The sequence below is a fragment of the Streptomyces sp. MP131-18 genome (genome assembly GCF_001984575.1).
In the GTDB taxonomy this organism is placed as follows: domain Bacteria; phylum Actinomycetota; class Actinomycetes; order Streptomycetales; family Streptomycetaceae; genus Streptomyces; species Streptomyces johnsoniae.
The window spans coordinates 1,404,012-1,428,327 of sequence record NZ_LZNS01000001.1 but is presented as its reverse complement, the minus strand read 5'-3'; the positions used below and the strand labels follow the sequence as shown (position 1 = coordinate 1,428,327).

Annotated in this window: 20 protein-coding genes; 13 read left to right on the top strand and 7 right to left on the bottom strand. The window is 72.6% G+C overall.

What is annotated here, in order from left to right; translation table 11 throughout:
- The first annotated feature begins 102 nt into the window (after window positions 1-102).
- Both STBA_RS06215 and STBA_RS06210 read left to right on the top strand, forming a co-directional pair.
- Window positions 103-1,623 (top strand): SulP family inorganic anion transporter, encoded by a 1,521-nt coding sequence (locus STBA_RS06215; RefSeq protein ID WP_077058278.1) that lies wholly within the window; start codon window positions 103-105, stop codon window positions 1,621-1,623.
- Window positions 1,624-1,739: 116 nt separating this feature from the next.
- Window positions 1,740-3,218 carry an aldehyde dehydrogenase family protein gene (locus tag STBA_RS06210; RefSeq protein WP_077058277.1) on the top strand — a complete coding sequence of 493 codons (1,479 nt, stop codon included), beginning with the start codon at window positions 1,740-1,742 and terminating at the stop codon, window positions 3,216-3,218.
- 84 nt (window positions 3,219-3,302) lie between these two features.
- Here the strand turns inward: STBA_RS06210 and STBA_RS06205 are convergent, their stop codons facing one another.
- Window positions 3,303-3,881, bottom strand: a complete 579-nt coding sequence (locus STBA_RS06205) for a hypothetical protein (RefSeq protein WP_253194567.1) — start codon at window positions 3,879-3,881, stop codon at window positions 3,303-3,305.
- 434 nt (window positions 3,882-4,315) lie between these two features.
- Here STBA_RS06205 and STBA_RS06200 point away from each other — a divergent pair, with 434 nt between their 5' ends.
- The 4 genes from STBA_RS06200 (at window position 4,316) to STBA_RS06185 (ending at window position 7,713) form a co-directional block, all read left to right on the top strand.
- A complete protein-coding gene (locus tag STBA_RS06200) occupies window positions 4,316-4,813 on the top strand; it encodes a SigE family RNA polymerase sigma factor (RefSeq protein WP_077058275.1) in 498 nt (165 codons plus the stop codon).
- Window positions 4,814-4,851: 38 nt separating this feature from the next.
- Window positions 4,852-5,607 (top strand): hypothetical protein, encoded by a 756-nt coding sequence (locus STBA_RS06195; RefSeq protein WP_143659441.1) that lies wholly within the window; start codon window positions 4,852-4,854, stop codon window positions 5,605-5,607.
- Window positions 5,608-5,739: 132 nt separating this feature from the next.
- Window positions 5,740-6,588 carry a DUF3152 domain-containing protein gene (locus STBA_RS06190; protein WP_077058273.1) on the top strand — a complete coding sequence of 283 codons (849 nt, stop codon included), beginning with the start codon at window positions 5,740-5,742 and terminating at the stop codon, window positions 6,586-6,588.
- A gap of 177 nt (window positions 6,589-6,765) precedes the next feature.
- Window positions 6,766-7,713: an aldo/keto reductase gene (locus STBA_RS06185; protein WP_079251754.1), complete on the top strand. Its 948-nt coding sequence runs from the start codon at window positions 6,766-6,768 to the stop codon at window positions 7,711-7,713.
- Window positions 7,714-7,783: 70 nt separating this feature from the next.
- On the opposite strand, the gene STBA_RS06180 is transcribed toward STBA_RS06185, so the two are convergent.
- From STBA_RS06180 to STBA_RS06170, 3 genes are read right to left on the bottom strand one after another with little or no spacing between them, the layout of a single operon-like run.
- The gene (locus STBA_RS06180; RefSeq protein ID WP_077058271.1) at window positions 7,784-10,324 is read right to left on the bottom strand and encodes an FtsX-like permease family protein; all 2,541 of its coding nucleotides are present in this window, start codon (window positions 10,322-10,324) and stop codon (window positions 7,784-7,786) included.
- A gap of 2 nt (window positions 10,325-10,326) precedes the next feature.
- Window positions 10,327-11,085 (bottom strand): ABC transporter ATP-binding protein, encoded by a 759-nt coding sequence (locus STBA_RS06175; protein ID WP_077058270.1) that lies wholly within the window; start codon window positions 11,083-11,085, stop codon window positions 10,327-10,329.
- Window positions 11,082-11,327: a hypothetical protein gene (locus STBA_RS06170; RefSeq protein ID WP_107484984.1), complete on the bottom strand. Its 246-nt coding sequence runs from the start codon at window positions 11,325-11,327 to the stop codon at window positions 11,082-11,084. The genes STBA_RS06175 and STBA_RS06170 overlap by 4 nt, the downstream gene beginning before the upstream one ends.
- Before the next feature lie 175 nt (window positions 11,328-11,502).
- On the opposite strand from STBA_RS06170, the gene STBA_RS06165 reads away from it, so the two are divergent.
- Window positions 11,503-12,855, top strand: coding sequence for a sensor histidine kinase (locus tag STBA_RS06165; RefSeq protein ID WP_079251753.1), 1,353 nt, complete (start codon window positions 11,503-11,505; stop codon window positions 12,853-12,855).
- The gene (locus STBA_RS06160) at window positions 12,843-13,502 is read left to right on the top strand and encodes a response regulator transcription factor (protein ID WP_077058269.1); all 660 of its coding nucleotides are present in this window, start codon (window positions 12,843-12,845) and stop codon (window positions 13,500-13,502) included. Before STBA_RS06165 ends, STBA_RS06160 begins: the two co-directional genes overlap by 13 nt.
- A 250-nt stretch (window positions 13,503-13,752) precedes the next feature.
- Here STBA_RS06160 and STBA_RS06150 read toward each other — a convergent pair whose 3' ends face one another.
- A complete protein-coding gene (locus STBA_RS06150; RefSeq protein ID WP_079251752.1) occupies window positions 13,753-14,850 on the bottom strand; it encodes an ROK family transcriptional regulator in 1,098 nt (365 codons plus the stop codon).
- A gap of 460 nt (window positions 14,851-15,310) precedes the next feature.
- Here STBA_RS06150 and STBA_RS06145 point away from each other — a divergent pair, with 460 nt between their 5' ends.
- Genes STBA_RS06145 through STBA_RS39235 form a run of 5 tightly spaced genes read left to right on the top strand, consistent with a single transcriptional unit; the run spans window position 15,311 to window position 21,224 of the window.
- On the top strand, window positions 15,311-16,594 hold the full coding sequence (locus STBA_RS06145) for a sugar ABC transporter substrate-binding protein (protein ID WP_077058267.1): 1,284 nt from the start codon (window positions 15,311-15,313) through the stop codon (window positions 16,592-16,594).
- 37 nt (window positions 16,595-16,631) lie between these two features.
- Window positions 16,632-17,603, top strand: a complete 972-nt coding sequence (locus tag STBA_RS06140) for a sugar ABC transporter permease (protein WP_366510743.1) — start codon at window positions 16,632-16,634, stop codon at window positions 17,601-17,603.
- Window positions 17,600-18,469: a carbohydrate ABC transporter permease gene (locus STBA_RS06135; protein ID WP_253194565.1), complete on the top strand. Its 870-nt coding sequence runs from the start codon at window positions 17,600-17,602 to the stop codon at window positions 18,467-18,469. The genes STBA_RS06140 and STBA_RS06135 overlap by 4 nt, the downstream gene beginning before the upstream one ends.
- Window positions 18,466-19,473, top strand: a complete 1,008-nt coding sequence (locus STBA_RS06130; protein WP_077058266.1) for a hydroxyacid dehydrogenase — start codon at window positions 18,466-18,468, stop codon at window positions 19,471-19,473. The genes STBA_RS06135 and STBA_RS06130 overlap by 4 nt, the downstream gene beginning before the upstream one ends.
- A 29-nt stretch (window positions 19,474-19,502) precedes the next feature.
- Window positions 19,503-21,224, top strand: coding sequence for an acyltransferase (locus STBA_RS39235; RefSeq protein WP_077058265.1), 1,722 nt, complete (start codon window positions 19,503-19,505; stop codon window positions 21,222-21,224).
- Between the two features lie 21 nt (window positions 21,225-21,245).
- Here STBA_RS39235 and STBA_RS06120 read toward each other — a convergent pair whose 3' ends face one another.
- Together STBA_RS06120 and STBA_RS06115 are read right to left on the bottom strand one after the other, a co-directional pair.
- A complete protein-coding gene (locus STBA_RS06120; protein ID WP_253194563.1) occupies window positions 21,246-23,237 on the bottom strand; it encodes a DUF2264 domain-containing protein in 1,992 nt (663 codons plus the stop codon).
- Between the two features lie 55 nt (window positions 23,238-23,292).
- Window positions 23,293-24,309, bottom strand: a complete 1,017-nt coding sequence (locus tag STBA_RS06115) for a hydroxyacid dehydrogenase (RefSeq protein WP_077058264.1) — start codon at window positions 24,307-24,309, stop codon at window positions 23,293-23,295.
- Window positions 24,310-24,316 lie beyond the last annotated feature (7 nt).

Sequence of the window (24,316 nt, the reverse complement as noted above, 5' to 3'; positions counted from 1 at the left end):
CCGGACCACTTCGGCAGGGCCCGGGCTCCACCCCCGCTCGCGCATGGCGCCCGGCCTCAACGGCGCACGCCCCCGGGGCGCGCCCGAAACAGAAACGGTTGCATGTCCCCAGCGCTGTCCGCGGCCGGAAGGCCGCGTCTGTCCCGTCTGCCCCGTCCGTCCCGTCCCGACTTCCTCGCCTCCGGCAAGGTCCTGCGCACCGAGGTGCTGGCCGGTCTCGTCGTCGCCCTGGCGCTGATTCCCGAGGCGATCTCGTTCTCGATCATCGCCGGCGTCGACCCGAGCGTCGGGCTGTTCGCCTCGTTCACGATGGCCGTGGTGATCTCCTTCGTCGGCGGACGCAAGGCGATGATCTCCGCCGCGACCGGCGCCATCGCCCTGGTCATCGCGCCGCTGAACCACGAGTACGGCCTGAGCTATCTCATCGCCGCCGTCATCCTGGGCGGCATCTTCCAGATCGTCCTGGGCGCGCTCGGCGTGGCCAAGCTGATGCGGTTCGTCCCGCGCAGCGTGATGGTCGGCTTCGTCAATGCCCTGGCGATCCTGATTTTCATGGCGCAGGTGCCGGAGATGACGGACGTGCCCTGGGCCGTCTATCCGCTCATCGCCGGCGGCCTGGCGCTGATGGTGCTCTTCCCCAAGGTCAGCAAGGTGGTCCCGGCGCCCCTGGTGTCCATCGTGATCCTCACCGTGATCACCGTGGCCGCCGGGATCGCGGTGCCCACGGTGGGCGACAAGGGCGAACTGCCCTCGGCCCTGCCGACTCCCGGCCTGCCGGACATCCCCTTCACCTTCGACACCCTCACGACCATCGCCCCCTACGCCTTCGCGTTCGCGCTGGTCGGCCTGATGGAGTCGCTGATGACCGCCAAGCTCGTGGACGACATCACCGACACCCACTCCGGCAAGACCCGCGAATCCATCGGGCAGGGCCTCGCCAACATCGTCACCGGCTTCTTCGGCGGCATGGGCGGCTGCGCGATGATCGGCCAGACCATGATCAACGTGAAGACCTCCGGCGCCCGCACCCGCCTGTCCACCTTCCTCGCGGGTGTCTTCCTCATGGTCCTGTGCATCGTCTTCGGCCCCGTCGTCTCCGGCATTCCGATGGCCGCCCTGGTCGCCGTCATGGTCCTGGTGTCCGTCGCCACCTTCGACTGGCACTCCGTCCGGCCCGGAACGCTGCGGCGGATGCCGGTGGGCGAGACCCTGGTGATGGCCGTGACCGTCGCCTGCGTCGTCGCCACCCACAACCTGGCCATCGGGGTCGTCGTCGGATCGATCACCGCCATGGTGATCTTCGCCCGCAGCGTCGCGCACCTCGCGGAGGTGACCGGCGTCGTGGACCCCGACCGCCGGCAGGCGGTCTACGCGGTCACCGGCGAACTGTTCTTCGCCTCGTCCAACGACCTCGTCTCCCAGTTCGACTACGCCGAAGACCCCGACGACATCGTCATCGACCTCACCGACGCGCACATCTGGGACGCCTCCACGGTCGCGGCCCTGGACGCCATCGAGAACAAATACGCCACTCGCGGCAAAAAGGTCACCATCATCGGGCTCAACGCACCCAGCGCCGCCATGCACGAAAGACTCGCGGGACAGCTCACCGCCGACCACTGAACCCGGCCCTCTCCCCGCCGATCGCGTGAACGAACTGGTTCGTTTGCCAAGGGTGCCGGGGATGGCTACTGTGGCCGAGACGAACGAACCAGTTCGTTTGTACGGAAGGAAGCGTCGTGAGCACTCCCCTTACCGTCGAGCCGGGCACGCGTCCGGCTCCGGCGTTCCTGGCCGGTCCGGCCAAGCGGCTGCTGATCGGCGGCGACTGGGCACCGCCGGCCGACGGCCGCACGTTCGAGACGCTCGACCCCGCGACGGGGCAGGTGCTCGCCCGGGCGGCGGCGGCCGGTGAGCGGGACGTCGACCTGGCGGTGGCAGCTGCCCGGCGGGCCTTCGAGGACCCCTCCTGGGCGGATCTCACGCCGTACCTGCGCAGCCGCGTCCTGCTCCAGATCGCCGACGTGGTCGAGGAGCACGCCGAGGAACTGGCCGTGCTGGACTCGCTCGACATGGGCGGCCCGCTGTGGATGACCCGCTGGCTGGTCGACCACTCGGTCGAGGTCTTCCGGCACTACGCTGGCTGGCCGACGAAGATCTACGGCAGGACCGCCCCCGCGGACCCCGGCGCGTTCCACTTCACCCTGCGCCAGCCCCTCGGCGTCGTCGCCGCGATCACCGCGTGGAACGGCCCGGTGCTGCAGCTGGCCTGGAAGCTGGGGCCGGCGCTGGCCACCGGCAACACCGTGGTCGCCAAGCCCGCCGCCTGGTCACCGCTGTCCGCGTTGCGGATCGGCGAACTGCTGAGCGCGACCGATCTGCCGCCCGGGGTGGTCAACATCCTCACCGGCGGCGCCACCACCGGCGAGGCCCTTACCCGCCACCCGGGCGTGGACAAGATCTCCTTCACCGGCTCGCTCGCCGTGGGCAAGCGCATCCTGGAGGTCTCCAGCCGCGATCTGAAGCGCGTGACCCTGGAACTGGGCGGGAAGTCCCCGACGATCGTGTTCGACGACGCCGATCTGGAGGCCGCGGCCAAGGGGGCGGTCGCCGGATTCGCCCAGGGCAGCGGTGAGGGCTGCGTCGCCGGCACCCGCATCTTCGTCCAGGAGTCGGTACACGAGCGGTTCCGCGCGCTGCTGCTGAGGGAGATGCAGGCATACGCCCTGGGCGATCCTTTCCACCCCGACACCATGATGGGGCCGCTGGCCTCGGCGCAGCACTTCGAGCGGGTCGCCTCCTACCTCGACCTCGCCCGCGAAGAGGGCGGCACCCTCGTCACCGCGGGCGACGCGCGGGACCTCTACATGCCGCCGACCCTGATCGAGAACGTCGGCGCGGACGCCCGTGTGGTGCGGGAGGAGATCTTCGGCCCGGTCGCGGCCCTGATGACGTTCACCGACACCGACGACGCCATCCGGCAGGGCAACGACACCGTCTACGGGCTGGCCGGCTCGGTGTGGACCACCGACCTGGAGCGTGCGCACCGCGTGGCACGGGGCCTGCGGGCCGGCACGGTGTGGGTCAACACCTACGCCGAGATGAGCTCGGGCACCGTTCCCTTCGGCGGCTTCAAGCAGTCGGGGATCGGCCGCGAGCACGGCACCGAGGTCCTGGATGCCTACACCGAGACCAAGACCGTGATGATCCGCCTCTGACCGGCCCCGCCCCGCACACATACCGGCACCCCGGGGGCCCGGCGCCCGGTGGAGCGGACGCGGTGCTCCACCGGGCGGCGGGTGTCACATGCCGTCCCCGACCATGGCCTCGACGATATGCACGTGGCGGTCCGCGCTGGTCTGCGAGAACTCGTGTCCGCAGTTCGGGCCGTAGGGCCAGAAGTGGCCGCCGCCGGTGGAGATGGTGGCGGATGCGCCGTCGTACTGCCTGACCAGAGCCGTGGCCCCGGCTCCGCGCCACGTGCCGCCGCCGGCCAGCGACGACCAGCCCGCGCTCTGCCCCACGCCCAGGGTGTGGGAGATCTCGTGCAGGGCGGTGCGCTCGGTCATGTAACCGCGACCGCCGAACCGGATCGTTCCGTCGAGGTGGCCGTCGGCGGTCGGCACGCTCGGGTCGTAGCGCACGGTGATGGTCTTGCCCAGGTCGCTCAGCCCGTTGTACCGGGCCACCGCCGCGTTCATGGCGTCGGTGATGAGGGCGTACGCCTCCCGCTGGTCCTGGGTCGGGTTGTCCGCCCTGACCGGCGTCCAGGAAATGCTCGCCGCGGCGACCTGCTCCCGCGGTGCCTGATCGGCCTGCGTGGCGGCGGCTTGGGCCGCCGCCCCGGGGACCACGAGCGCACCCGCCGCGAGCGCTGCCACGGCCAGGCGCTTGCCACGACCTGTGGCCAGGCCGGTCCTCCGTTACCTTTTGATTTTTTGATAACCGGGGCCCCCGGCGCCGGTTTCCGCTGCCGCGGGAACGGGCGCTGTCCGGCGCCGGGGGCCGTGACACGCCGCTGTTGTCGCGATCATGACGGCATCGTGTTCGATCCTGTGCGCCTCACACCTGAGCCGAACTCGCGTTGCCTGTCAACCCTGTTCGTCGCGATGCGGCCGTCGCCCGGCTCGCGGCGTCAGGCCTGAAGGTGTCAGCTCCCGCGCGATAATCGACAGAAAGCATCGACATCGAACGGGTGGTCACCCGTGCGCGCCCCCGGCCGGTGGGTGGCCGTTATCGAGTTGTTACTCAACCTCCGGGCGGGGTCGGCGACTCAAAGACTGGTGACGGGCCGGCAAGCAAGGCAGGAGAGTGGATGCGCAGTTACGGAGAGTTCGAGGAGTACGCGCTCGCCCGTCAGCGCTGGCTCTACCACACCGCCGTACTGCTCTGCGGTGATCCGCACCGCGCGCCGGACCTCGTCCAGACGACCCTGGTCAAGCTGCTGCGGCACTGGTCAAGGGCGGCGCGGGCGGACAGCGTCGACGCCTATGCCCGCACCGTCCTGACCCGCACGTTCCTCGCGGAGCAGCGGCGCGGCCTGCTCAGCAGGCGGGCCCATGCGATCGAGGACCCCGCGCCTGCCGCCGACGATCCGGAGCTGCGGCTGACGCTGCTCGCCGCGCTGGCCGAACTGCCGCCCAAGGCCCGGGCCATGGTCATCCTGCGCTACTGGGAGGACCTCAGCGTGGCCGAGGTGGCGAGCCTCATGCGTTGCAGTGAGAGCACGGTCAAGAGCCAGTGCTCGCGTTCTCTGGCCCGGCTGCGCACGCGGCTGAAGGACGCCGAGCTGTTCACGGGTCAGGGGAGCTGAGCGCCTTGCCACGGGAGACAGGGACGAGGGGGAGCGGCATGAGGGAACTGCCTCGGGACGAGTCACTGGTCAGGGGGGCCATGGTGCGGGCGATGGACGGTCTGGCGCCACCGGCCGGCCTGGTGCACGGTGCGATCGAGCTGGCGCGCCGCCGGCGGAAGCGGGCGCGGGCCGCGGGTCTTGGCGCCGGGCTGTGCGTGGCGGCCGCGGCGGCGACCGCGGCACTCGCGCTGACCGCAGGGCCCGGCGGCGCGGCCGGGCCCCCGGCCACGCCGCCCGCCGCTCCGCCCGCGCCTTCCGCCGTCCCCTCGGCCTCCCGCACGCCCGATTCGGCCGACTTCGCGTCCCGGTGGGACGAGGACCACCGGTGGCAGATCGCCGTCACCCTCCGGGAGCTGCTCGCCCCGGCCGTCGCGGACGTGACGCCCGTCGAGGGGGAGGACTTCCGCTACGACGGCGAGGGCCAGGGCGGCGAGGTGTTCCCCATCACCTTCTCGGTGCGTCCGGCGGGTGACGGCCCGGAAGCGAGCCCCTGCGAGCGGGCGGACAGCGACCTCGGTGCCTGTGCGAGCCACATGCTGGCGGACGGCACGCCCGTCGCCGTCTACACCGGCCAGAGCGATGGCCTGTCCCGGATCGCCGCGCTCCTCCGGTTCGGCGGCGAGGAGCTGCTCGTGGAAGTCCGGCCCGACGCCGGCTCCCGGACGTCCGCGCCGGTGACGACCGCCCACCTGCTGGATGTTGTCGCAGATCCCAGAATCCGGCCGCTGGCCACGCTGCCGGACGGCGGGTGACCGCCCGCCCCGGCTGCCGTTCCCGTGCTCCGCATCCCCGCGGTCCGGCGGGTCCGCCGGACCACACCAGCCCTACCAGTCCCATCAGCACCATCAGCACCATCAGAAACACCAGCACCGGAAGGAATCACCATGGACTCCCGACGCCGTCACACCGCGTCCCGCGGGCCGCGGGACGGCCGCGGTCGGCGCTCCGGGTCCGCGGCACGGATACGGCGCGTCCGGCTGCCACTCGTCGCGGTCACCGGCGTTCTGCTGCTCGTGTCGTGCGCCGCGTGGTTCACCGCGCAGGACAGCACGCCGGGGCGGAACGACGCGCCCGTCGCCGAGCCGCCGCCCACGGCCCCGGAGGAGCCGGCCGCCACGGAATCGGAGGAGCCGGCCGCGGCCCCCGAGCCCGAGCCCGACCCGGGACCGGAGTCCGGCCCCGGAACCTTCCGGGTGGCTTCGGGCGGTGGGGAGCCGGTGGGCCGGGGCACCGTCTTCCGCTACCAGGTGCAGATCGAGGACGGCATCGCCCTCGACCCCGACGACACGGCGGCCGAGGTGCACGCGGTCCTCGGCCACGAACGCGGCTGGACCAGGGACGGCCGCACCGGCTTCCGGCTCGTGGGCGGGGACGAGGCCGCCGACTTCCTGGTGCGGATCGCGACCCCGGCCACCGTCGACGCCATCTGCGGGGAGTACGGGCTGGACACCGGGGGTGAGGTGAACTGCCGGGTGGGCGAATCCGTCATGGTCAACCTCCGGCGCTGGGAGACCGGTTCGCCGCAGTTCCCCGGGCCGGTCGAGGAGTACCGGGCGCTGATCATCAACCACGAGGTGGGTCACTTCCTGGGGCACGGGCACGAGGGCTGCCCGGCTCCCGGGGCACCGGCGCCCGCGATGATGCAGCAGATCAAGGGTCTGGACGGCTGCGTGGCCAACGCCTGGCCCTATGACGAGAACGGCGACTACCTGGCCGGGCCGGCGGTGCCCTGAGCCGGTCCGGCCGGCGCCGTCCCCGGACGAACCGGAACCTCCCGAAGCCGCCGGACTCCGCATCTCCCCGTAGGGCGCGTGAACGTGCCTCACGGGGAGCTTGCGTTGAAGCGCGCTCCAGCTGCGATGCTCCGGTCCCCGCCCGCCGCGGGGAGCCCGACCAGGAAAGGGACACCCATGAGCGCCGTCAACCTCGCACTCGGCACCATGCACTTCGGCACGAAGCTCGACGCGCCGGTTTCGTTCGACCTGCTGGACCGGTTCGTGGACGCCGGGGGGACGCTGATCGACACCGCCGACTGCTACGCCTTCTGGGCCGACCCCAGCGGGCACGGCGGGCGGAGCGAGGAGGTGATCGGGCAGTGGCTCGCCCGGCGTCCAGGACTGCGCGACCGCGTGTTCCTCAGCTCAAAGCTCGGTGCGGAGCCGGGCGGGAGCGGTGAGTGGCCCGCCAACCGGCAGGGTCTGTCGGCCAGCGCCGTCAAGACGGCCGTGGCGGGCAGCCTCCGGCGGCTCGGCACCGAGCGGATCGACCTGTACTGGGCGCATATGGAGGACCGCACGGTCGGCCTTGAGGAGACGGCGGGCGCCCTCGCCGAGCTGGTCGAGGCGGGCACGGCCGCCCGGCTCGGCTGCTCCAATCACCCGCTGTGGCGCGTGGAGAGGGCCCGTCAGATCGCCCGCGGGCACGGCTGGAGCGCGTACACGGCGCTCCAGCTGCGCCATTCGTACCTGCGGCCGCGGCCGGGCGCGCCCGTGCCCGGTCAGAACCACCGGTTCGGCTGGGTCACCGACGAGACGCTCGACTACGTGCGGGCCGACCCGGAACTGAGCCTGTGGGCGTACACCGTGCTGCTCGAGGGCGCCTACACCCGCGCCGACCGGCCCCTGCCGGAGGCGTACGAGCACGTCGGGAACGACCGGCGGCTCGCCGCCCTGGGCCGGGTCGCGCAGGACCTCGGGGTCAGCCGCAACCAGGTCGTCCTGGCGTGGCTGGCCGGGGGCGAACCGGCCGTCACCCCGATCGTCGGCGTGAGCACCCAGGACCAGCTGGCCGAGGCCCTCGCCGGGGTGCGCCTCGAACTGCCCGCGGAACACCGCCGCCTGCTCGACGGGACCGCCTGACGGTGGTGCCCACGGCCGGGCCCGCGACGGGCCCGGCCGTTCTCGGGTGCCCGGGGAGCTACCGGTGGTGTTACTCGTGGTGCGCGAGGGCGTCGGCGGGGGCGGTGCGCAGCGCCTGCCGGGTGGGGATCTCCACGGTGAGGAAGGCCGTGGCGAGGACCACGAGTGCGGTGGCGGGCAGCAGCCAGACCGGGCCCGCGGGCCAGGGCCGGTCCAGGAATCCCATCCCGAGGAGCGCCAGCGGGACGACGGAAAGCACCAGCCCGGCGGCGAGCGCGGCGACGCCGATCACCAGCGCCTCCCGCCGCATCATCGCGCGGACCTGGCCCGGCGTCGTGCCGTTGATGCGGAGCGTGGCGAGTTCGCCGCGGCGCTGGGCGGTGGTGGCGACGATCTTGTTGGCGATACTGAGGAGGAGGTAGGCCAGCAGCACCGCGATCGTGGCCAGGTTGATCCACACCTCGGGCGGCGCGTCGGCCAGGCCGCCGGATTCGACGTACGCCTCGTCGAGGGCCAGGCCCGGGCGGGACGCGGTGAACGCGGCGAGGCCGCGTTCCGCCTCGGCGGTGCCGTCGGTGCGGACGAAGATCTCCTGGTCGAGGCCCGTGGTGGTGTGGCCCTCCGCGAGCTGATGGGAGATCACGACCGGGCCGAAGCCGAGGCCGCGGTCGTAGACGGCGACGACCTCGGCCTCGACGGCGGTGCCGTCGCCCAGGATCAGATCCACCCGGCCGCCCACCTCCGCGTCGCGCGACCGGGCGACGTCGCTGCTGACGGCGACGGTGGCGCCGGTCAGGCGCGCGAGGTCGCCGGAACGCACGTCCAGGTCGAGAACGGCCGGCGCGTCCGGGGTGAGGACCAGCGCGGAGCTGGACTCCACCTCCTCCTCGCCGAACATCTCGTAGCGCCACACCACGGTGGTGGTGCTGACGGGGGCCGCCGCCGCAACGCCCGGGCTGGTCCGCACGGCGTCGAGCGTGTCCGCGGGCAGCCCGCCCAGCTCCGGAGCGCCCACGCGGTACTGGGCGAGGGTGCCCTCACGGGTGTCGTCCGAGGTGGCGGCCATCACGGTGGTCTGCGCGAAGACGTAGGTCAGGACGAAGACCACGGCCATGGCGAGGGTGGAGACGACGCCAGCGAGCCGCAGGGAGTAGCCGCGGACATTGGCCATCGCCAGCCAGGTCGGCGCGGAGACGCCGGGCCGCATGCGCCGCGCCAGCGCGTTGCTGACGCTCCGGACGAGGGCGGGGCCGGCCATGGCCAGGCCGATCGCGGCGAGGATGCCGGCGAGGGAGGTGGCCGCCGCGCCGATCTGGGTCCTCGCCAGCAGCGGCACGACCGACAGGGCGGTCGCGCCGACGATGATCAGCAGCCCGGCGCCGGTGCGGATTCCCGACGGGGTGCGGGGTTCGGTGCGCGATTCCGCGACCGCCTCGGTCGCGGGTATGCGGGACGTCCGCCAGGCGGCGCCCCGGGCCGATACCTGGACGGCGGCGGCCAGGAGGGCGAGCGTGGCGATGGCGGGCAACGGGCTGATGGTCAGCGGCAGTTCGGCAGGGATGACGTCGCGGTCCACCAACAGCCGCCGGAACCGCCCGGCCAGCAGGTAGCCGAGCGCCACGCCTGGCACCGCCGCCGCGGCCGCGATGACGCTCGCCTGACCCGCGGCGATGCGGCGGATCTGCTTCGGGGTCGCGCCCACGGCCCGCATCAGGGCCAGGTCGCGCCGCTGCCCGGCAAACGAGACGGCCAGCGCGCTCGCCATGACGAACCCGATGATCAGCAGCACGATCCCGGCCAGGGAGCTGGTGAGCAGGATCAGGAGGGAACGTGCCGAGCCCGCGCCGGGTTCGGCGACATCGCCCCGGTCGGCACCGGTGGACACCACGAGGCCCGTGCCCTCGACCTCGTCACGGGCCGCGTCGGCGACCGCGTCGCGCTCGCCCGGCTCGGCGGTGAGCGCGATCAGGTCGACGGCCTCGAAGTCCGCGGCCCGGCCCCGCGGGGAGAGGTCCGCGGCGTGGGCGTCGGCGAAGAAGATCCCGGCCTCCGGGGCGTCGACCACCGCGGAGACGCGGTACTCGGCGGCGGGCCGGCCCGCCGCGACGACCTCGACCCGGTCGCCGGGGCCCACCCCGGCCGCGGCGGCCAGGGAACGGTCCACGCCGATCTCGCCGGGTCCGGCCGGCTCCGCGCCGTCGATCCGCGGGTCCGCCGACAGGCCGGTCGAGGACCAGCCGTGCCCGGCCGTCCCCGGGGCCTCGGCCGGCACGACCCGCCCTTCGGCGTCGACGAGGGCGGCCGGGAAGCCGATGTCGCCGACCACCGAGGCGACGCCGGGCAGTCCGGCCAGCCGCTCGACCAACTCGGCCGGAACGGCGCCGCGTTCGGGGAGTGCGATCGGCAGGTCCGCGCCCGGGTCGTACTCCTGATCCGCCGCGACGACGACGTCCACCGCGCCGAGGCGACCGCTCGGCAGCTGGGAGCGCAACCCGGACTCGGCCAGTACCCCGGTGCCGGTGATCAGTGCCGCGCCGCCCAGTACCGCACACGCGACGGCCAGCAGCGCGGTGATCCGGTGCATGGCCATGCGCACCGCGAGATGCAGCATGTTCAGCCCTTCCCCAGCGCGACGAGGCGGTCGGCCAGCGCCGGGGCGGTGGGCGCCTCCACGGTCTCCACCACCCGGCCGTCGGCCATGACCAGCGCCCGGTCCGCGTGCGCGGCGGCGGCCGGATCGTGGGTGACCATCACCACCGTCTGGCGCAGCTCGTCGACGAGGTCGCGCAGGAGGCGCAGCACCTCCTGGGCGCTGCGCAGGTCCAGCGCGCCGGTCGGCTCGTCGGCGAACACGACCGCGGGTTTGGCCACCAGGGCCCGGACGATGGTGGCCCGTTGCTGCTGGCCGCCGGAGAGTTCGGCCGGCCGGTGCGTCAGCCGGTCGGCAAGACCGACACGGTCGACGAGGGTGCGCAGCCACTCCTTGTCCGGGGCGCGCCCGGCCAGCCGCAGCGGCAGGGTGATGTTGTCGGCGATGCTGAGCGAGGGCACCAGGTTGTACGCCTGGAAGACGAACCCGATGCGTTCGCGGCGCAGTTCGGTCCTGCGGGTCTCGTTCAGCCCGCCGATGTCGTGGCCGTCGATCGCGATGCTCCCGGCCGTCGGGGTGTCGAGGCCCGCGGCGCAGTGCATCAGGGTGCTCTTGCCCGACCCCGAGGGCCCCATCACGGCGAGGAAGGTGCCATGCTCCACGACCAGGGACACGCCGTCGAGGGCCCGGACCCCGCCGGCGTACGCCTTGCTGACGTTCGCCAGCGCGATGGCGGGCGTGTGGCGCGTGGTCCGGCCCGCTCCCATGGCGACCGCGCTCATCGGCGCCTCCGCAGGCGCTGGACGACGAGCGCCGTCACGCACAGGGCGGTGACCACGCCGAAGGCGAGGTGCACCGGCAGCGCGGCGGCGGCGTACGAGGCCACCATGTTGCCGGCCATGCTGATGACCAGCACCACCCACAGCAGGCCGCGCAGAACGTCGGTACCGCCGGTGCCGGGCGATGCCCCGCGCATGCCCTCGACATCGCCGGTGAGGCGGTAGGGGTCCGTGTCCTTCACCATGTGCTTCCTCTTCGAAGGTGCTTGGAAGTCCGAACGCTAGGCCGCGCGGGCCCGTGCGGCCGAGCCAGCCAGCCGCCGGAACCGCGGTGCAGCAGGCTGTACCCTGCGTTCCTGCGCTCATGGTCAACGGGGCGGCGGCCCGGGGCAGGTGGGGGCGCCGACGAGGGAGGGACGGATGCCGGCCCAGCGGGACGAGGCGGCCGACGGCCGGGCGGCGGGCCGGCGGGGGTCCGGCGAGTCCGGCGAGTCCGGCGGTGAGAACGCCGGCACCAGGAACACCGTGGTCCGTGCCACCGGCGCCGCCATCTCCGCGATCGAACAGCTCGCGGGCGGGCTCGGCACCGCCCTGCTGGCGTTCGTCGTCCTGATGTGGCTGGCGGTCACCGCCGTGTTGAGCCTGGCCGGGGTCGGACTGCTCATGGTGCCTGCGGTGCTGCGCGCGCTGCACGGCCTGGCCGATCGCGAACGCGGCAGGCTCAGCCGCTGGGGCCCCGAGGTCATCGGCCCCGGGCCCGCGCCGACCGGGCTGCGGCTCGCCCTCACCGACCCCACGACCCGGCGGGAGCTGCGCTGGCTGACCGCCCACGCGTCGCGGGGGCTGTTCCTCGGCCTGAGCGGCGTGGCGCTGCCGTTCCTCGCGCTGCGCGACGTGACCTTCCCGCTGTGGTGGAGCCTGACGCCCGAGGGCGTGACCGCGACGTCCGTGGGCATCGGCGGGATCGCGTACACCTGGGGCGATGCCGTGCCCGTGGCTCTGCTGGGCCTGGGCTGGGTCGCCATCATCTTCGGTCTCACCCCGGCCATGGCGCGGGTGCAGGCGCGGCCGGGGCGGCGGCTTCTGGCGGCCGGTCCGGAAGCGGACCTGTCCCTGCGCGTCGCGCAGCTCACCGCCACGCGGGCCGCCGCGCTCGACGCGCACGCCACCGAGCTGCGCCGCATCGAACGCGCGCTCCACGACGGCACCCAGAACCGGCTCGTCACCGTCACCGTGCTGCTGGGTGCCGCCCGCCGCATGGTCGCCCGCGACCTTCCCCCGGCCTCGGGCCCGGCCGGCCCGCACGCCGCCGAGGAGCTTCTCGAACGTGCCCAGCGCGCGGCCGAACAGGCCCTGGCCGAACTGCGCACCGTCGCCCGGGGCATCGTGCCGCCCGTCCTGGCCGACCGCGGGCTGGCCGGTGCGCTCACCGGACTTGCCGCGTCCTGCCCGGTGCCGTGCCGGATTGACGTCGACGCCCCCGAACGGTGCGCCGCATCCGTGGAGGCGACCGCCTACTTCGTGGTGGCCGAGACGCTGACCAACATCGCCAAGCACAGCAACGCCGACAAGGCGGCCGTCTCGGTCGTCAGCCGCGGCGGGTGGCTGCACCTGCACGTCACCGACGACGGCCGGGGCGGCGCGGACGAGAGCGGCGGGTCCGGACTCTCCGGCATCCGCCGCCGCGTGGCGGCGCACGACGGCACCCTGCACCTGGCCAGCCCGCCCGGCGGCCCGACAACCCTTGAGGTGAGACTCCCATGCGGATCGTGATAGCCGAGGACGACCCGTTGCTGCGCGAGGGCCTGGCGCTGCTGCTGCGCGCGGAGTCCCTCGACGTGGTGGCCACCGCGGGCACGCCCGCGGAGTTCCTGACGGCGCTGGACGCCCATCGGCCGGACGTGGCCATCCTCGACGTCCGGATGCCGCCGACCCACACCGACGAGGGGATCGTCGCCGCCATCGAGGCCCGGCGCCGGCGGCCCGACCTGGCCATCCTCGTGCTGTCCGCCTACGTGGAGCAGACCTTCGCCACCGAGCTGCTCACGGGCGGCGTCACCCATCTCGGGTACCTCCTCAAGGAGCGGGTCGGGCGGGTCGAGGAGTTCCTGGACGCGCTGCACCGCGTGGTGGCCGGGGGCACGGCGATCGATCCGGAGGTCGTGGCCCAGCTGTTCACCCGTACCCGCCACGACGTCCGGCTGGAACGGCTCAGCCCGCGGGAGCGCGACGTGCTCGCCCTGATGGCCGAGGGGCTCGGCAACGCGGCCATCGCGGAACGGCTCTGCGTCACGCACGGCGCCGTGCACAAGCACATCCGCAACATCTTCGCCAAGCTCGACCTGGCACCCACCGACCACGTGGACCGGCGCGTCGCCGCCGTTCTCCGTTACCTGGAGGACGTCCGCCACCGGGTGTGAACGACCGGGTGCCGGGGCCGCCGGGCATGGCGGCCGCCCACGAGCCCGGCGACGGCCCCGGCCTGCCCGAGCCGTTCCGAGGAGTGGGTGGACACCACGAACCGCGCCATGCCGACCGGCGGCGCCGCCGGTTCGCCGGTCACCACGGCGCGCCGTCCGGACCGGTTCCCGTGCCCGCCGCCGCCGTTCGCGGTCCGGTGCGGCAACGGGCAGCGGGCGGCGGGCCGTTGTCCCGGGCGGGTCGCGCTGCTCAGGAGGTCCCGGCGACGAAGGTCCTGATGGCCGCCACGGCGCCGCCCCTGGCCCATTCCGTGAAGTCGGCGGACAGCATGGGAATGTCGATGGACCGGTAGTCGCGGTGCCTGCGGTGGCCCATCCCGCGCTCGATATGCCGTTTCCCCGCTCGCGCGACCTCGACGCTCTCGCCCGCGACGACCACCGTCTTCACCATGGTGATGTTGACGACCGTCGCGATGACGGCGCCGAGAGCCCAACCCGCCTGGCGCGTGACCTGTAGGCAGACGGCGTCGCCCTCGCGCGCCATGCGCGTGATCTCCTCGATGGTCACCTGTCGCCGCAATCCGTGGGCCGCCGAGGTCAGAATCGAGTGCGTCGAAAGATAGGACGCCACGCAGCCGCGGTGCCCTTCCGGGCACATGGGCCCGCCGGGGTCGAGAATGTGATGGCTGAATTCCCGGAGATCGGATTCCGTGGCCGTCACCATGTGATCGCGAATGAAGAGGGCATATCCGATTCCGGCCCCCGCGGTCACCAGGGCGAAGTCGGACAGGCCCCGGGCGGCGCCGAACCAGTGCTGGCTGTGCGCGAGCGCCGAGACATCGTTGCTGACCACGCAGGGAATGCCCATCCGCTCGTCGAGGAGGGGCTGGAGCGGGATACCCCACCAGTCGAGGAATGGTGCGTCGAAGACCTCGGCGGCCGCGGTCTCACCTGGTGCCTGCGGATTGCCGCCGAGTGCGAATCCGGCCGCGACCGGCTCCGCTCCCTCCCGGGACAGCCGCGTCATCAAGTTTCTGGCCTGCACGAGAACCGATTCCGGCCGCCTGTCGCCGATCGGCTCGCCCGCCTCCGCCACCACGCGGGCCCGCAAATCGGTGACCGCCGCGTGCACGTGGTCGGAGGTCAATTTGATGCCGAGGAAATGAAAGTCCTCGGCGACAATGTCCAGCGGCCGTGTGGGGCGGCCGTTGACCGGATCGTGTACGACGTCGCGTTCCACGAGAAGGCCGGACTGGACCAGGGGTTTCGTCAGGCGCGTCAGGCTGCCGGTCGAAAGGCCCAGGGTTTTGGCCAGGGAAGTCCGCGTCTGCGGGCCGTTGATCAGCAATTCCCTGACTATGGGGCGGGCGGGGCGTGAAACCGCTGCCCACTGCTGGATCGAAGACCGGCGACCGGCCTGCGTGCGTGCCGAATTCACGCACGCAGCATATAGGTAGGGACCGGGAGTGCCGGGGCGCGCGGAGGCCCGGCCGCCGCGGCGCAGGACGCCCGCGGCGGCCCGTGCCCCGCCCGCACCCCCGGGCCGGGGGTGCCGGTCTGCCGGGGTAAGTTAACTCTTCTGCGAAACTGTCTCCCAGGTGAGCTGTCGATCGCTGTGGATTTTTGTCGTACGAGGTAGTGACAGCCGGGGCGCGGTGACCTAGCTTGACTCTGTCGCAAAGCCAACTGCTGTGAACGGGCGTCACCTGGTGGCGGTGCGCGCTGTTGCGGCCCACCGGGCCGCGCCTCCGGGGCCGCGTGGCGATCCGCCGTGGGCCGGGGGAGACGGGTCGAGGAAGGCAGTGGGTATGGCTGAACGAGGTTTCGTCCGGGGAATCGCCCTCGCCGGGGTCGCTTCCCTGGTGGCGGCCTGCTCGGGCGGCGAGGCCGGTGACGGCGTGATCACCCTGGACTACTGGTGCTGGAGCCAGTCCCAGAGCGAAAAGGTCGACGCGTTCAACGCCGCGCATCCCGATATCCAGGTACGGCACACGGACGCCGGTGGCGGCGGGGACTCCTCCACGAAACTGCTGACGGCGAGCCGCGCGGGCAACGCGCCGGACATCTCGTGCGTCGAGTACCAGACCATCCCGGCGATGGTCGTCTCCGACGTGCTGGCCGACATCTCCGAGTACACCGCCGAGGTCGAGGACGACTTCTCCGATGAAGTGTGGGAGATGACCCGCTTCGAGGAGGAGGTGTACGGCATTCCCCAGGACGTGGGTCCGATGGTGCTGCTGTACAACCAGGCGCGGTTCGACGAGCTGGGCCTCGAAGTGCCGGCGACCTGGGAGGAGTTCGCGGAGGTCGCGGCCGATGTCCGCGAGCGCGATCCGTCCTCCCACCTGGCCACGTTCGCGCCCACGGAGTTCGGCAACTTCGCGGGGCTAGCCCAGCAGGCGGGCGCCGACTGGTGGACGGTCGAGGACCGGGAATGGACCGTCGGCATCGACGACGAGGCGACCATGCGGGTCGCCGAGTACTGGCAGGACCTGATCGACCGCGACCTGGTCAGGCCGGAGCCGCTGCTGACCCCGGAGTGGAACAACCGGGTCAACAACGGGCACGTGCTCACCTGGCCGTCCGCCCTGTGGGCGCCGGGCGTGCTGTACGGCGTGGCCGAAGGGCAGGCGGGCGACTGGGGGATCGCGCCCCTGCCCCAGTGGGAGAGCGACGACAGGGACGTCGCCCTCCAGGGCGGGACCGCCCTGACCGTCACGAAGAACTCCGACCACCCGGAGGCGGCGGCGGAGTTCGCCATGTGGATGAACACCGACGAGACGGCCTACGACCTCCAGATCGCCGACGGCCAGTACCCCGCCTGCATCGCCGGCCAGGAGGCGGCCGCCCAGGGCCCACCGCCACCCCTGACGGGGCGTCAGCAGGACTACTGGGACATCGCCACGGAAGCGGCCTCGCACACCGTCCCGGGCGTCACCTGGGGACCGAACGTCAGCACGGCAAGCGACGCCTACCAGGACGCGATCTCCGCGGCCATCCGCAACGGAACTCCCTTGCCCGACGCGCTCCAGCAGGTACACGACACGGTGGTCGAGGACATGGATCGAGTCGGCTTCGACATCTCCAACTGATGCCCCGCACCGTCACGACTCACCAGACAGGCTCCGTATGACCGCCAGGACCACACCGCCGGCGGGCGCCGCCGGGAAGGCCCCGGGGAAGGCCGCAGGCAAGGCCACCGGGAAACGCCGCACCACGATGGCGCCGTTCGTGTTCATCGCGCCCGCGCTCCTCTTCTTCTTGGCCTTCATGGCCATCCCCATCGGCTACGCCCTCTACCTCAGCCTCCAGGGCCTGCGGATCGTCGACGAGGGCGTGTTCGGCATCCGCACCGAAGTATTCGTCGGCCTGGCCAACTACCGGCAGATGCTGACCGACTCCGGCTTCTGGGCGGGCTTCGGGCGGCTCGGCCTCTACGGCATCATCGCCGTGCCCCTCACCCTCGGGCTCGCCCTGCTCTTCGCCCTGCTCCTGGACCACGGCGCCGCGCGCTCCAAGCGGTTCTCCCGGGTGGCGATCTTCCTGCCCTACGCGATCCCCGGCGTCGTCGCCTCGCTGATGTGGGGCTTCATGTACCTGCCCTCCACCAGCCCGTTCAGCTATCTCACCGAAAAACTCGGCCTCGGCACCATCCCGTTCCTGGACGCCGGCGTCATCTACCCGTCCATGGCGAACATTGCCATCTGGGGCGGCGTCGGATTCAACATGATCATTATCTTCACGTCCCTGCGGGGCATCCCGCCCGAGCTGTACGACGCCGCCAGGATCGACGGCTGCACGGAGTGGCGGATCGCCTGGCGCATCAAGGTCCCGCTCGTCGCACCGGCGCTGGTGCTCACCGGGCTGTTCGCGCTCATCGGCACCCTCCAGGTGTACGGGGAGCCCACCATGCTCAGCCCCATGACCACCGAGATCTCCCAGACCTGGGTGCCGCTCATGCAGGTCTACCGCGACGGATTCATCCGCGACGACCTGCCGCTGGCCGCCGCCGGATCGGTGATCCTCGCCGTGGGCACCCTGCTCGTCTCCCTGCTGCTGCTCAAAATCACCCAGCGGCGCGCCTTCGGAGGAATCCAGTGAGCAACGAGACGACCGGCCGGCCGGCCATGCTTCCCCACCAGCGCGCCAAGATCGTGCCCACGGTCCTCCTGCTGATCGGCGCGTTCTACTCGCTGGTGCCCGTGGCCTGGATCGTGATCGCCTCGACGAAGTCGAACGCCGAGCTGTTCTCGACGTTCACCTTCCAGCCAGGCACCGGCCTCCTGGACAACGTGCGCGATCTCTTCGCCTACGAGGACGGGCAGTTCGTGAAGTGGGCCGGGAACAGCCTGCTCTACGCCGGAGCCGGCTCCGTCCTGTGCACGCTGATCTCCACCTGCGCCGGCTACGCCTTCGCCAAGTACCGCTTCCGGGGGCGCACTTCCCTCTTCTACCTCATCCTGGCCGGCGTCCTCCTGCCGGGCATGACCCTGGCGATCCCGCAGTACATCATCATGGCCGAGATAGGCATGGTGGGCAGTTACTGGTCCGTGCTGCTCCCCGGCCTGATCTCGCCCTTCGGCATCTACCTCGCCCGCGTCTACGCGGACGCCTCGGTGCCCGACTCCACCATCGAATCCGCCCGGATCGACGGCGCGAGCGAATACCGGATCTTCACCTCCATCGGGCTGCCGATGATGTTCCCCGGCATGATCACCATCTTCATGCTCCAGTTCGTCGGCAACTGGAACAACTTCCTGCTCCCGTTCATCATGCTGGCCGACGAGAGCAAGTACCCGATCAACCTGGGCCTCTACACGCTGATGTCCAAGGGGTCGGGGGAGCCGTCGCTGTACGGCCTCGCGATCGTCGGCACCGCGGTCTCCGTCATCCCGCTCATCTGCCTGCTGCTGTTCCTCCAGCGGTTCTGGCGTCTTGACATGATCAGCGGCGGGCTGAAGGGATGACCGGAAAGCCCGCGGCCGGCCTGGTCTTCTCCCCGGCCGCCCTGGCGGAGCGCTTCTTCCCGCCCGCGCGCATGGCCGGGCTGCGCGAGCACGTGCGCGTTCCTCCGGGCCCGGTCCTGGAGGAGTACGACAGCGAGCGGGCCCGGCGGGTGCTGGCCGAGGCCGCCGTTCTCATCACGGGCTGGGGAGCACCTCGCCTGACGCCCGCAGTGCTGGACGCCGCGCCACGCCTCACCCACGTCATCCACACCGCGGGCTCCGTCAGGGGCATCGCCGACGAGGAGGTCTTCGCCCGCGGCATCGAAGTCAGCTCGCAGGCGGAGGCGAACGCCGTCCCGGTCGCCGAATACACGCTGGCCATGATCCTGCTGGCCAACAAGGACGTCTTCCGCATGGCGCGTTCTTTCGTGCACGACCGGCGCGCCCCCGACATCCGGCAGACCCTGGCCACCCGCGGCAACTACGGACAGACCGTCGGCGTGATCGGCGCCTCCGCCATCGGCCGCCGGCTCCTGAGCCTGCTCCGCCCTTTCGACCTGCGCGTGCTCCTCCACGATCCGACCCTCGACCCGTCCGGGGCCGCTGCCCTCGGCGCTCGCCATGCCGATCTCGACACGCTGATGGCCGAGAGCGACGTCGTCACCGTCCACGCCCCCGCACTTCCGGAGACCCGCCATCTCCTCGACGCGCGGCGGCTGGCCCTGATGCGGCCGGGCGCCACGTTGATCAACACGGCGCGGGCGTCGCTCGTCGACCGTCAGGCCCTGATCGGGGAGCTGTCCACCGGCCGCATCACGGCGATCCTGGATGTTCCGGACATCCGCGGCGCCGACGATCCTCTCTTCCGGCTGCCCAACGCCCTTCTCACGCCGCACCTGGCCGGTTCGGTGGGAACGGAGCTGGATAGGCTGGCCGAGAATGCCCTTGACGAGGTCGCCCGCGCCGCGGCGGGCCGGCCCCTCGCCCGCCTTGTGGACCCCGCCACCCACCGACTCCGTGCGTAGCCACCTCAGAACCTGCGAGGAACACCCCCATGGACGACGTACCCGACGACGACGCGAAAGTGCTGGACTACAACGCCTGGCTTTTCTGGGAACGGGCCGACGAAAGCCGGCAACAGGCGCAGCGTGCGCGGCAGGAGGCGCTCGGCCGGCGGTGCGGCGCCACCCTCGGCCCCCGCACGTTCATCTCCGAGCTCGCCATGGTCAGCCCGACCGCGCTGACGCTCGGCGCCAACTCCTACATAGCCGCCCACGCCTACGTCACCGGCACCGTGCGCACCGGTGACGACTGCACCCTCAACGCCTTCTCCGTGGTGCGCGGCACCGTCACGCTCGGCAACGGCGTCCGGATCGGCGCGCACACCTCCATCCTCGGCTTCAACCACTCCTTCGCGCCCGACCGCCCCGTCTTCCGGCAGGCTGGCACCGAACGCGGCATCACCATCGGCGACGACGTCTGGATCGGGTCCAACGCCGTCATCGTCGACGGCGTGACCATCGGCTCCCACGCCGTCATCGGCGCCGGTTCCGTCGTGACGAAGGACGTACCGGACTGGGCCGTGGTCGCCGGCAATCCCGCGCGCGTCATCCGCGACCGGCGTACCCCGAAAGCCACCTCGCCGGGCGACCGCGGGCGCCGGCCGGCCGGGCGCCTGGCCGAACTGGCCGCGCGCGCCGGGGACCAGGCGCCGGACCTCATCGCCCGCTGCTGGGAGCCGGACGCCCCCGCACCGGACGGGACCCCCACCGGCCGCTACCTCGACGCGCCCGGTGCCGCGCCCACCCTGCGCGCCCACGCCGACGCCGTCGAGATCTCCGTCCTGCTGCACGCGTCCGCACCGGAACAACTCCCCGCCGCGGAACACGTCAGGCGCCTGCGGCAGAACCAGGACCCCGGCACGGGTCTCGTTCCGCCGCTGGACGACACCGGCCGGCACGGCGCCGCGCCCACGGGGTACGAACAGAGCGACACCCACTACCACATCCTCAGCCTCGGCTACGCCCTCGACCTGCTCGGCTCCCGCTTCGCGCACCCGATCACCGCCGTCGCCCGGATGACGCCCCACGACATCGTGGCCACCCTGGAGGGCCAGCCCTGGCGGCACGCGGGCTGGGCCGCGGGCGCCGGGGTCGACACGCTGGGGACCGCACTGATGTGGAACCTGAAGCACCCGCCGGAGGACAGGGCTGCGGCCCTCACCCAGTACCACACCCTCTTCGGCTGGCTGCACACCAACTGCCGCCCGGAGAGCGGAATGTGGACCGGCGGCCGGCCGGCCGACGGCCTGCTCCAGGCGGTCAACGGGTACTACCGCGCGGTGCGCGGCACGTTCGCGCAGTTCGGCCTGCCCGTGCCCCACCCGGAACAGGCCGTCGACACGGTGCTGCGGCACGCGGCCGACGAACGGCACTTCGGTCCCGGGCGCACCACGGCCTGCAACGTGCTGGACGTCGCCCAGCCGCTGTGGCTGCTCTCCCGGCAGACCGGCCACCGGCAGGCGGACATCAGGCAGTGGGCCGACGCGCAGCTCGGCACCCTCACCGAACAGTGGGTGGACGGCGAGGGCTTCCCCTTCTGCCTTCCCCCGCTGAGCGGCCCGGCCCGGCCGGCGCACCGGCCGGGCCTCCAGGGCACGGAGATGTGGCTCGCCACCCTGTGGTACATCGCCGACCTGCTCGGCATCGCCGAATCCCTCGGCTACCGGCCCCGCGGCGTCCACCGGCCGGAGCCGGCGCTCGACCTCCGCGGCTGACGGCCACTTCGGCCACTGCGGCTACGCCGGCGACTCCGGCCACTCCGGCCAGGTGAGGGTGTCGGCGGAGCCGTCGGCCCAGGTGACGCTCGCCCCGGCGTGGGTGAGCCGGGCCCGGGGCACGGGCGGCAGGGCGGCGTCGGTGGTGCCGCCGAGGAAGACCGCCGTCGCGTGCAGGTCCCCGGCCGCCTCGTACACGGGGGTCGAGCTGAAGGTGCCGAAGGCGTTCATCGCCACCGCGCGCCGCACCCGCAGGGTGGCGGGGGGGCCGGGCGCCCCGAGCACGAACAGGCCGCTGGTGAGCCCGTCGGGGCGGACGACGAGGAGGTGGTCGTCCGTGGCCCGGCTCCACGGCGGCCGGTCGGCGGCCAGCGCGTGGCCGCCGATCCGCACGGTGTACCCGGGCCCTGCGACCCGGACGAGGCGAACCTCCCAGGGCCCGTTGACCACCGAGGCGGTGAGGACGGCGGGCCCCGCCGGCCAGCGTTCCCGCTTCCGCTCGCCCGCCACCGGCCAGTGGGGCACGTGCGCGGAGACAGCGACGCGGCCCGCGGCCCGGATGCTGCGCAGCGGGCTGCGGTGGGACGGCTGCCCGTCGCGGACGAGGGCGACCTGGTTGTCCGGGCCCTGCACGTCGCGGGCGTCGCCGTCGCGAGGCTTGGCCTCGGGGTCGTCGGCGAGGTCGAGCGGCGGGCCGAGGTCGGGGCCGGTGTGGGTGGAGTAGGCCACGCGGGCGTAGGCGGGGTCGTCCCTGGCGGGCCGGTCGGGTGGCGTGTGGTCGGTGCCGTGGTTGACGATCCGCACGACGCCGTCGGCCGCGGTGCCGCAGGACACCCACCCGGGCGGGCCGATCGGACGGACGAAGTCGGCCCGCTCGACGGGCAGTCGTTCTTCCGGCTCGGTCCACACCGGGTGTTGCGGCGGGAGCAGCAGGCCGGAGAACGCCTGGCAGGCCCAGTACGGGGAGGCGGGTCCCGAGTAGATCTGCCGCAGCCGTTCGAAACGGCCGTGCCAGCCCAGGGACAGCGTGCCGTCCGGGGAGAGGGCGCCGTGGTCGAGGAAGTAGCGCAGGATGCCGCTGCCCGCGCGGCGGGTGAGCCCCGGCCGCAGCTCCGTCGCGTCGAAGAGGGCGCCGACGAAGAACGGTGCGGCGGTCCCGAAGCGGTAGACGAGGGACCGCCCCTGGAAGAGGGGCGCCCCGTTGCCGCCGACCAGGTGGACCGCGTCGTGGAGGAACGTGCGCAGCCGGTCGCGGTACCTCGGCAGGAGCCGCGCCTCGGCCTCGGCGCCGGAGATGCGGCAGTACCACAGCGGGAAGAGGTGCATCGCCCAGCCGTTGTAGTGGTCGAAGTTCCGGAACTGGCCGGGGCCCCTGGCCCCGTCCGTGTACCAGCCGCCGCCGGCGTACCAGCTCTCGGTGGATTCCACGGCGCGGTCGATGTCGTCGGATGCGTACGGCGCGCCGACGGAGCGGAGGAACGCGGCGACCACGGCTCTGAACCACAGCCAGTTGTTGGCCGGCACCTGGACGCGGGAGATGCCGCCGAGCCAGTCCACGGTGCGCTGCCTGACCCGGTCCGGCAGCCGGTCCCACAGCCAGTGCCTGGATTCGTACAGGCCGATGGCGACGGCGGCCGCCTCGACCCTGGCCTGCGGCAGGACCGAGGGCAGCGGCCAGCGTCCCGGCGCCTCGGGGTCGGTGCCGGTCTCAAGGCCCTCGGCGTAGGGCGCGAGCACGTCCTCGGCGAGTTTCCTGCCCGCGTGCGCCGAACGGTAGGCCGCCAGGAGGAAGGTGCGGGCGTAGCCTTCCAGGCCGTCGCTGTGCCGGCCGGAACCGCTGGCCGGCCCGGGCAGGTTGAGCAGGGAGTGGCCCGGCCCCGCGTGCCGCAGGGCCCCGGCCAGCAGCCGGTCCGCCGTCCGTTCCCAGTCCGTGCGGGTGAAGCCGGTGATCGGGGAGATCTCCGTGGTGGCCGACGCCTGCGCGCCGGCCCCGTGGTCTCGGAGGGGAGGCACAGGTTCTGCTCCTTCGTCTGCGTCATGTCCGTGCATGACGGCGCATCGAATCCGTTCAGGCGGTGCGGGCGAGCTGGGCGTGCTCGACGCGGTGCGCCAACGGACGTCCGGCCAGCAGCCGTTCGACCTCCCGCACGGCCGTGAGCCCGAGGCGGCGCAGCTCGTTGCCCATCGAGCCGGCGATGTGGGGGGTGAGGAAGACGTTGGGCAGGCGGTACAGGGCCGAGTCGGCGGGCAGCGGCTCGGGCTCCGTGACGTCGAGCACGGCCCGGATGCGGCCGGTGACCAGCTCCTTCACCAGCGCGTCGGTGTCCACCAGGCTGCCGCGGGCGGTGTTGATCAGCGCGGCGCCGTCGGGCAGCAGCGCCAGGCGCGCGGCGTCGAGCAGGTGGTGCGTCTCGGCGGTGGCCGGCGCGTGGACGGAGACGAGGGAGCTGGCCGCGAGCAGTTCTTCGAGGCTGGCCGCGCGCACGCCGAGGGCTTCGGCCTCGGCCGCGCCGACGTAGGGGTCGTGCAGGAGGACGTCGAAGTCGAAGGGCCGCAGCAGCTCGATCACGCGGCGGCCGGTCCTCGACGCGCCGATGATGCCGACGCGGCGGCCGGCGTTCCCGATGTCCGCGCCCGGCGCTTGTGGCGCGAACGTTCTGCTGGTGCGGAAGTCCTCGCGGGCGGCGAAGACGTCCTTGCCCAGCAGCAGGATCATGCCGAGGGTGTATTCGGCGACGGGCAGCGCGTTGGCCGCGGCGGCGGTGGAGACGGCGATGCCGCGCTCCCAGACCTCGGGCGTCAGCAGCTTCTTGACGGTGCCTCCCGTGTGCAGGATCGCGCGCAGGCGGGGCAGGGTGTCAAGGACGGACGGGGTGATGAGCGGGCAGCCCCAGCCGGTGATGAGGATTTCCACGTCCGGCAGCCGGGGCCGGACGCCGGCGTCCGCGAAGTCCGTGACCGCATGGTCCTGGTCGATGTCGACCAGGACCGCCAGCGCGGCGGCGACGTCCGCGGGGAACAGGAACGGCAGGTTGCTGCCGTCCAGGGCGAACAGGGCGGTCGGGGCGGTGGAGCGTTTGTGCATCGCGAGG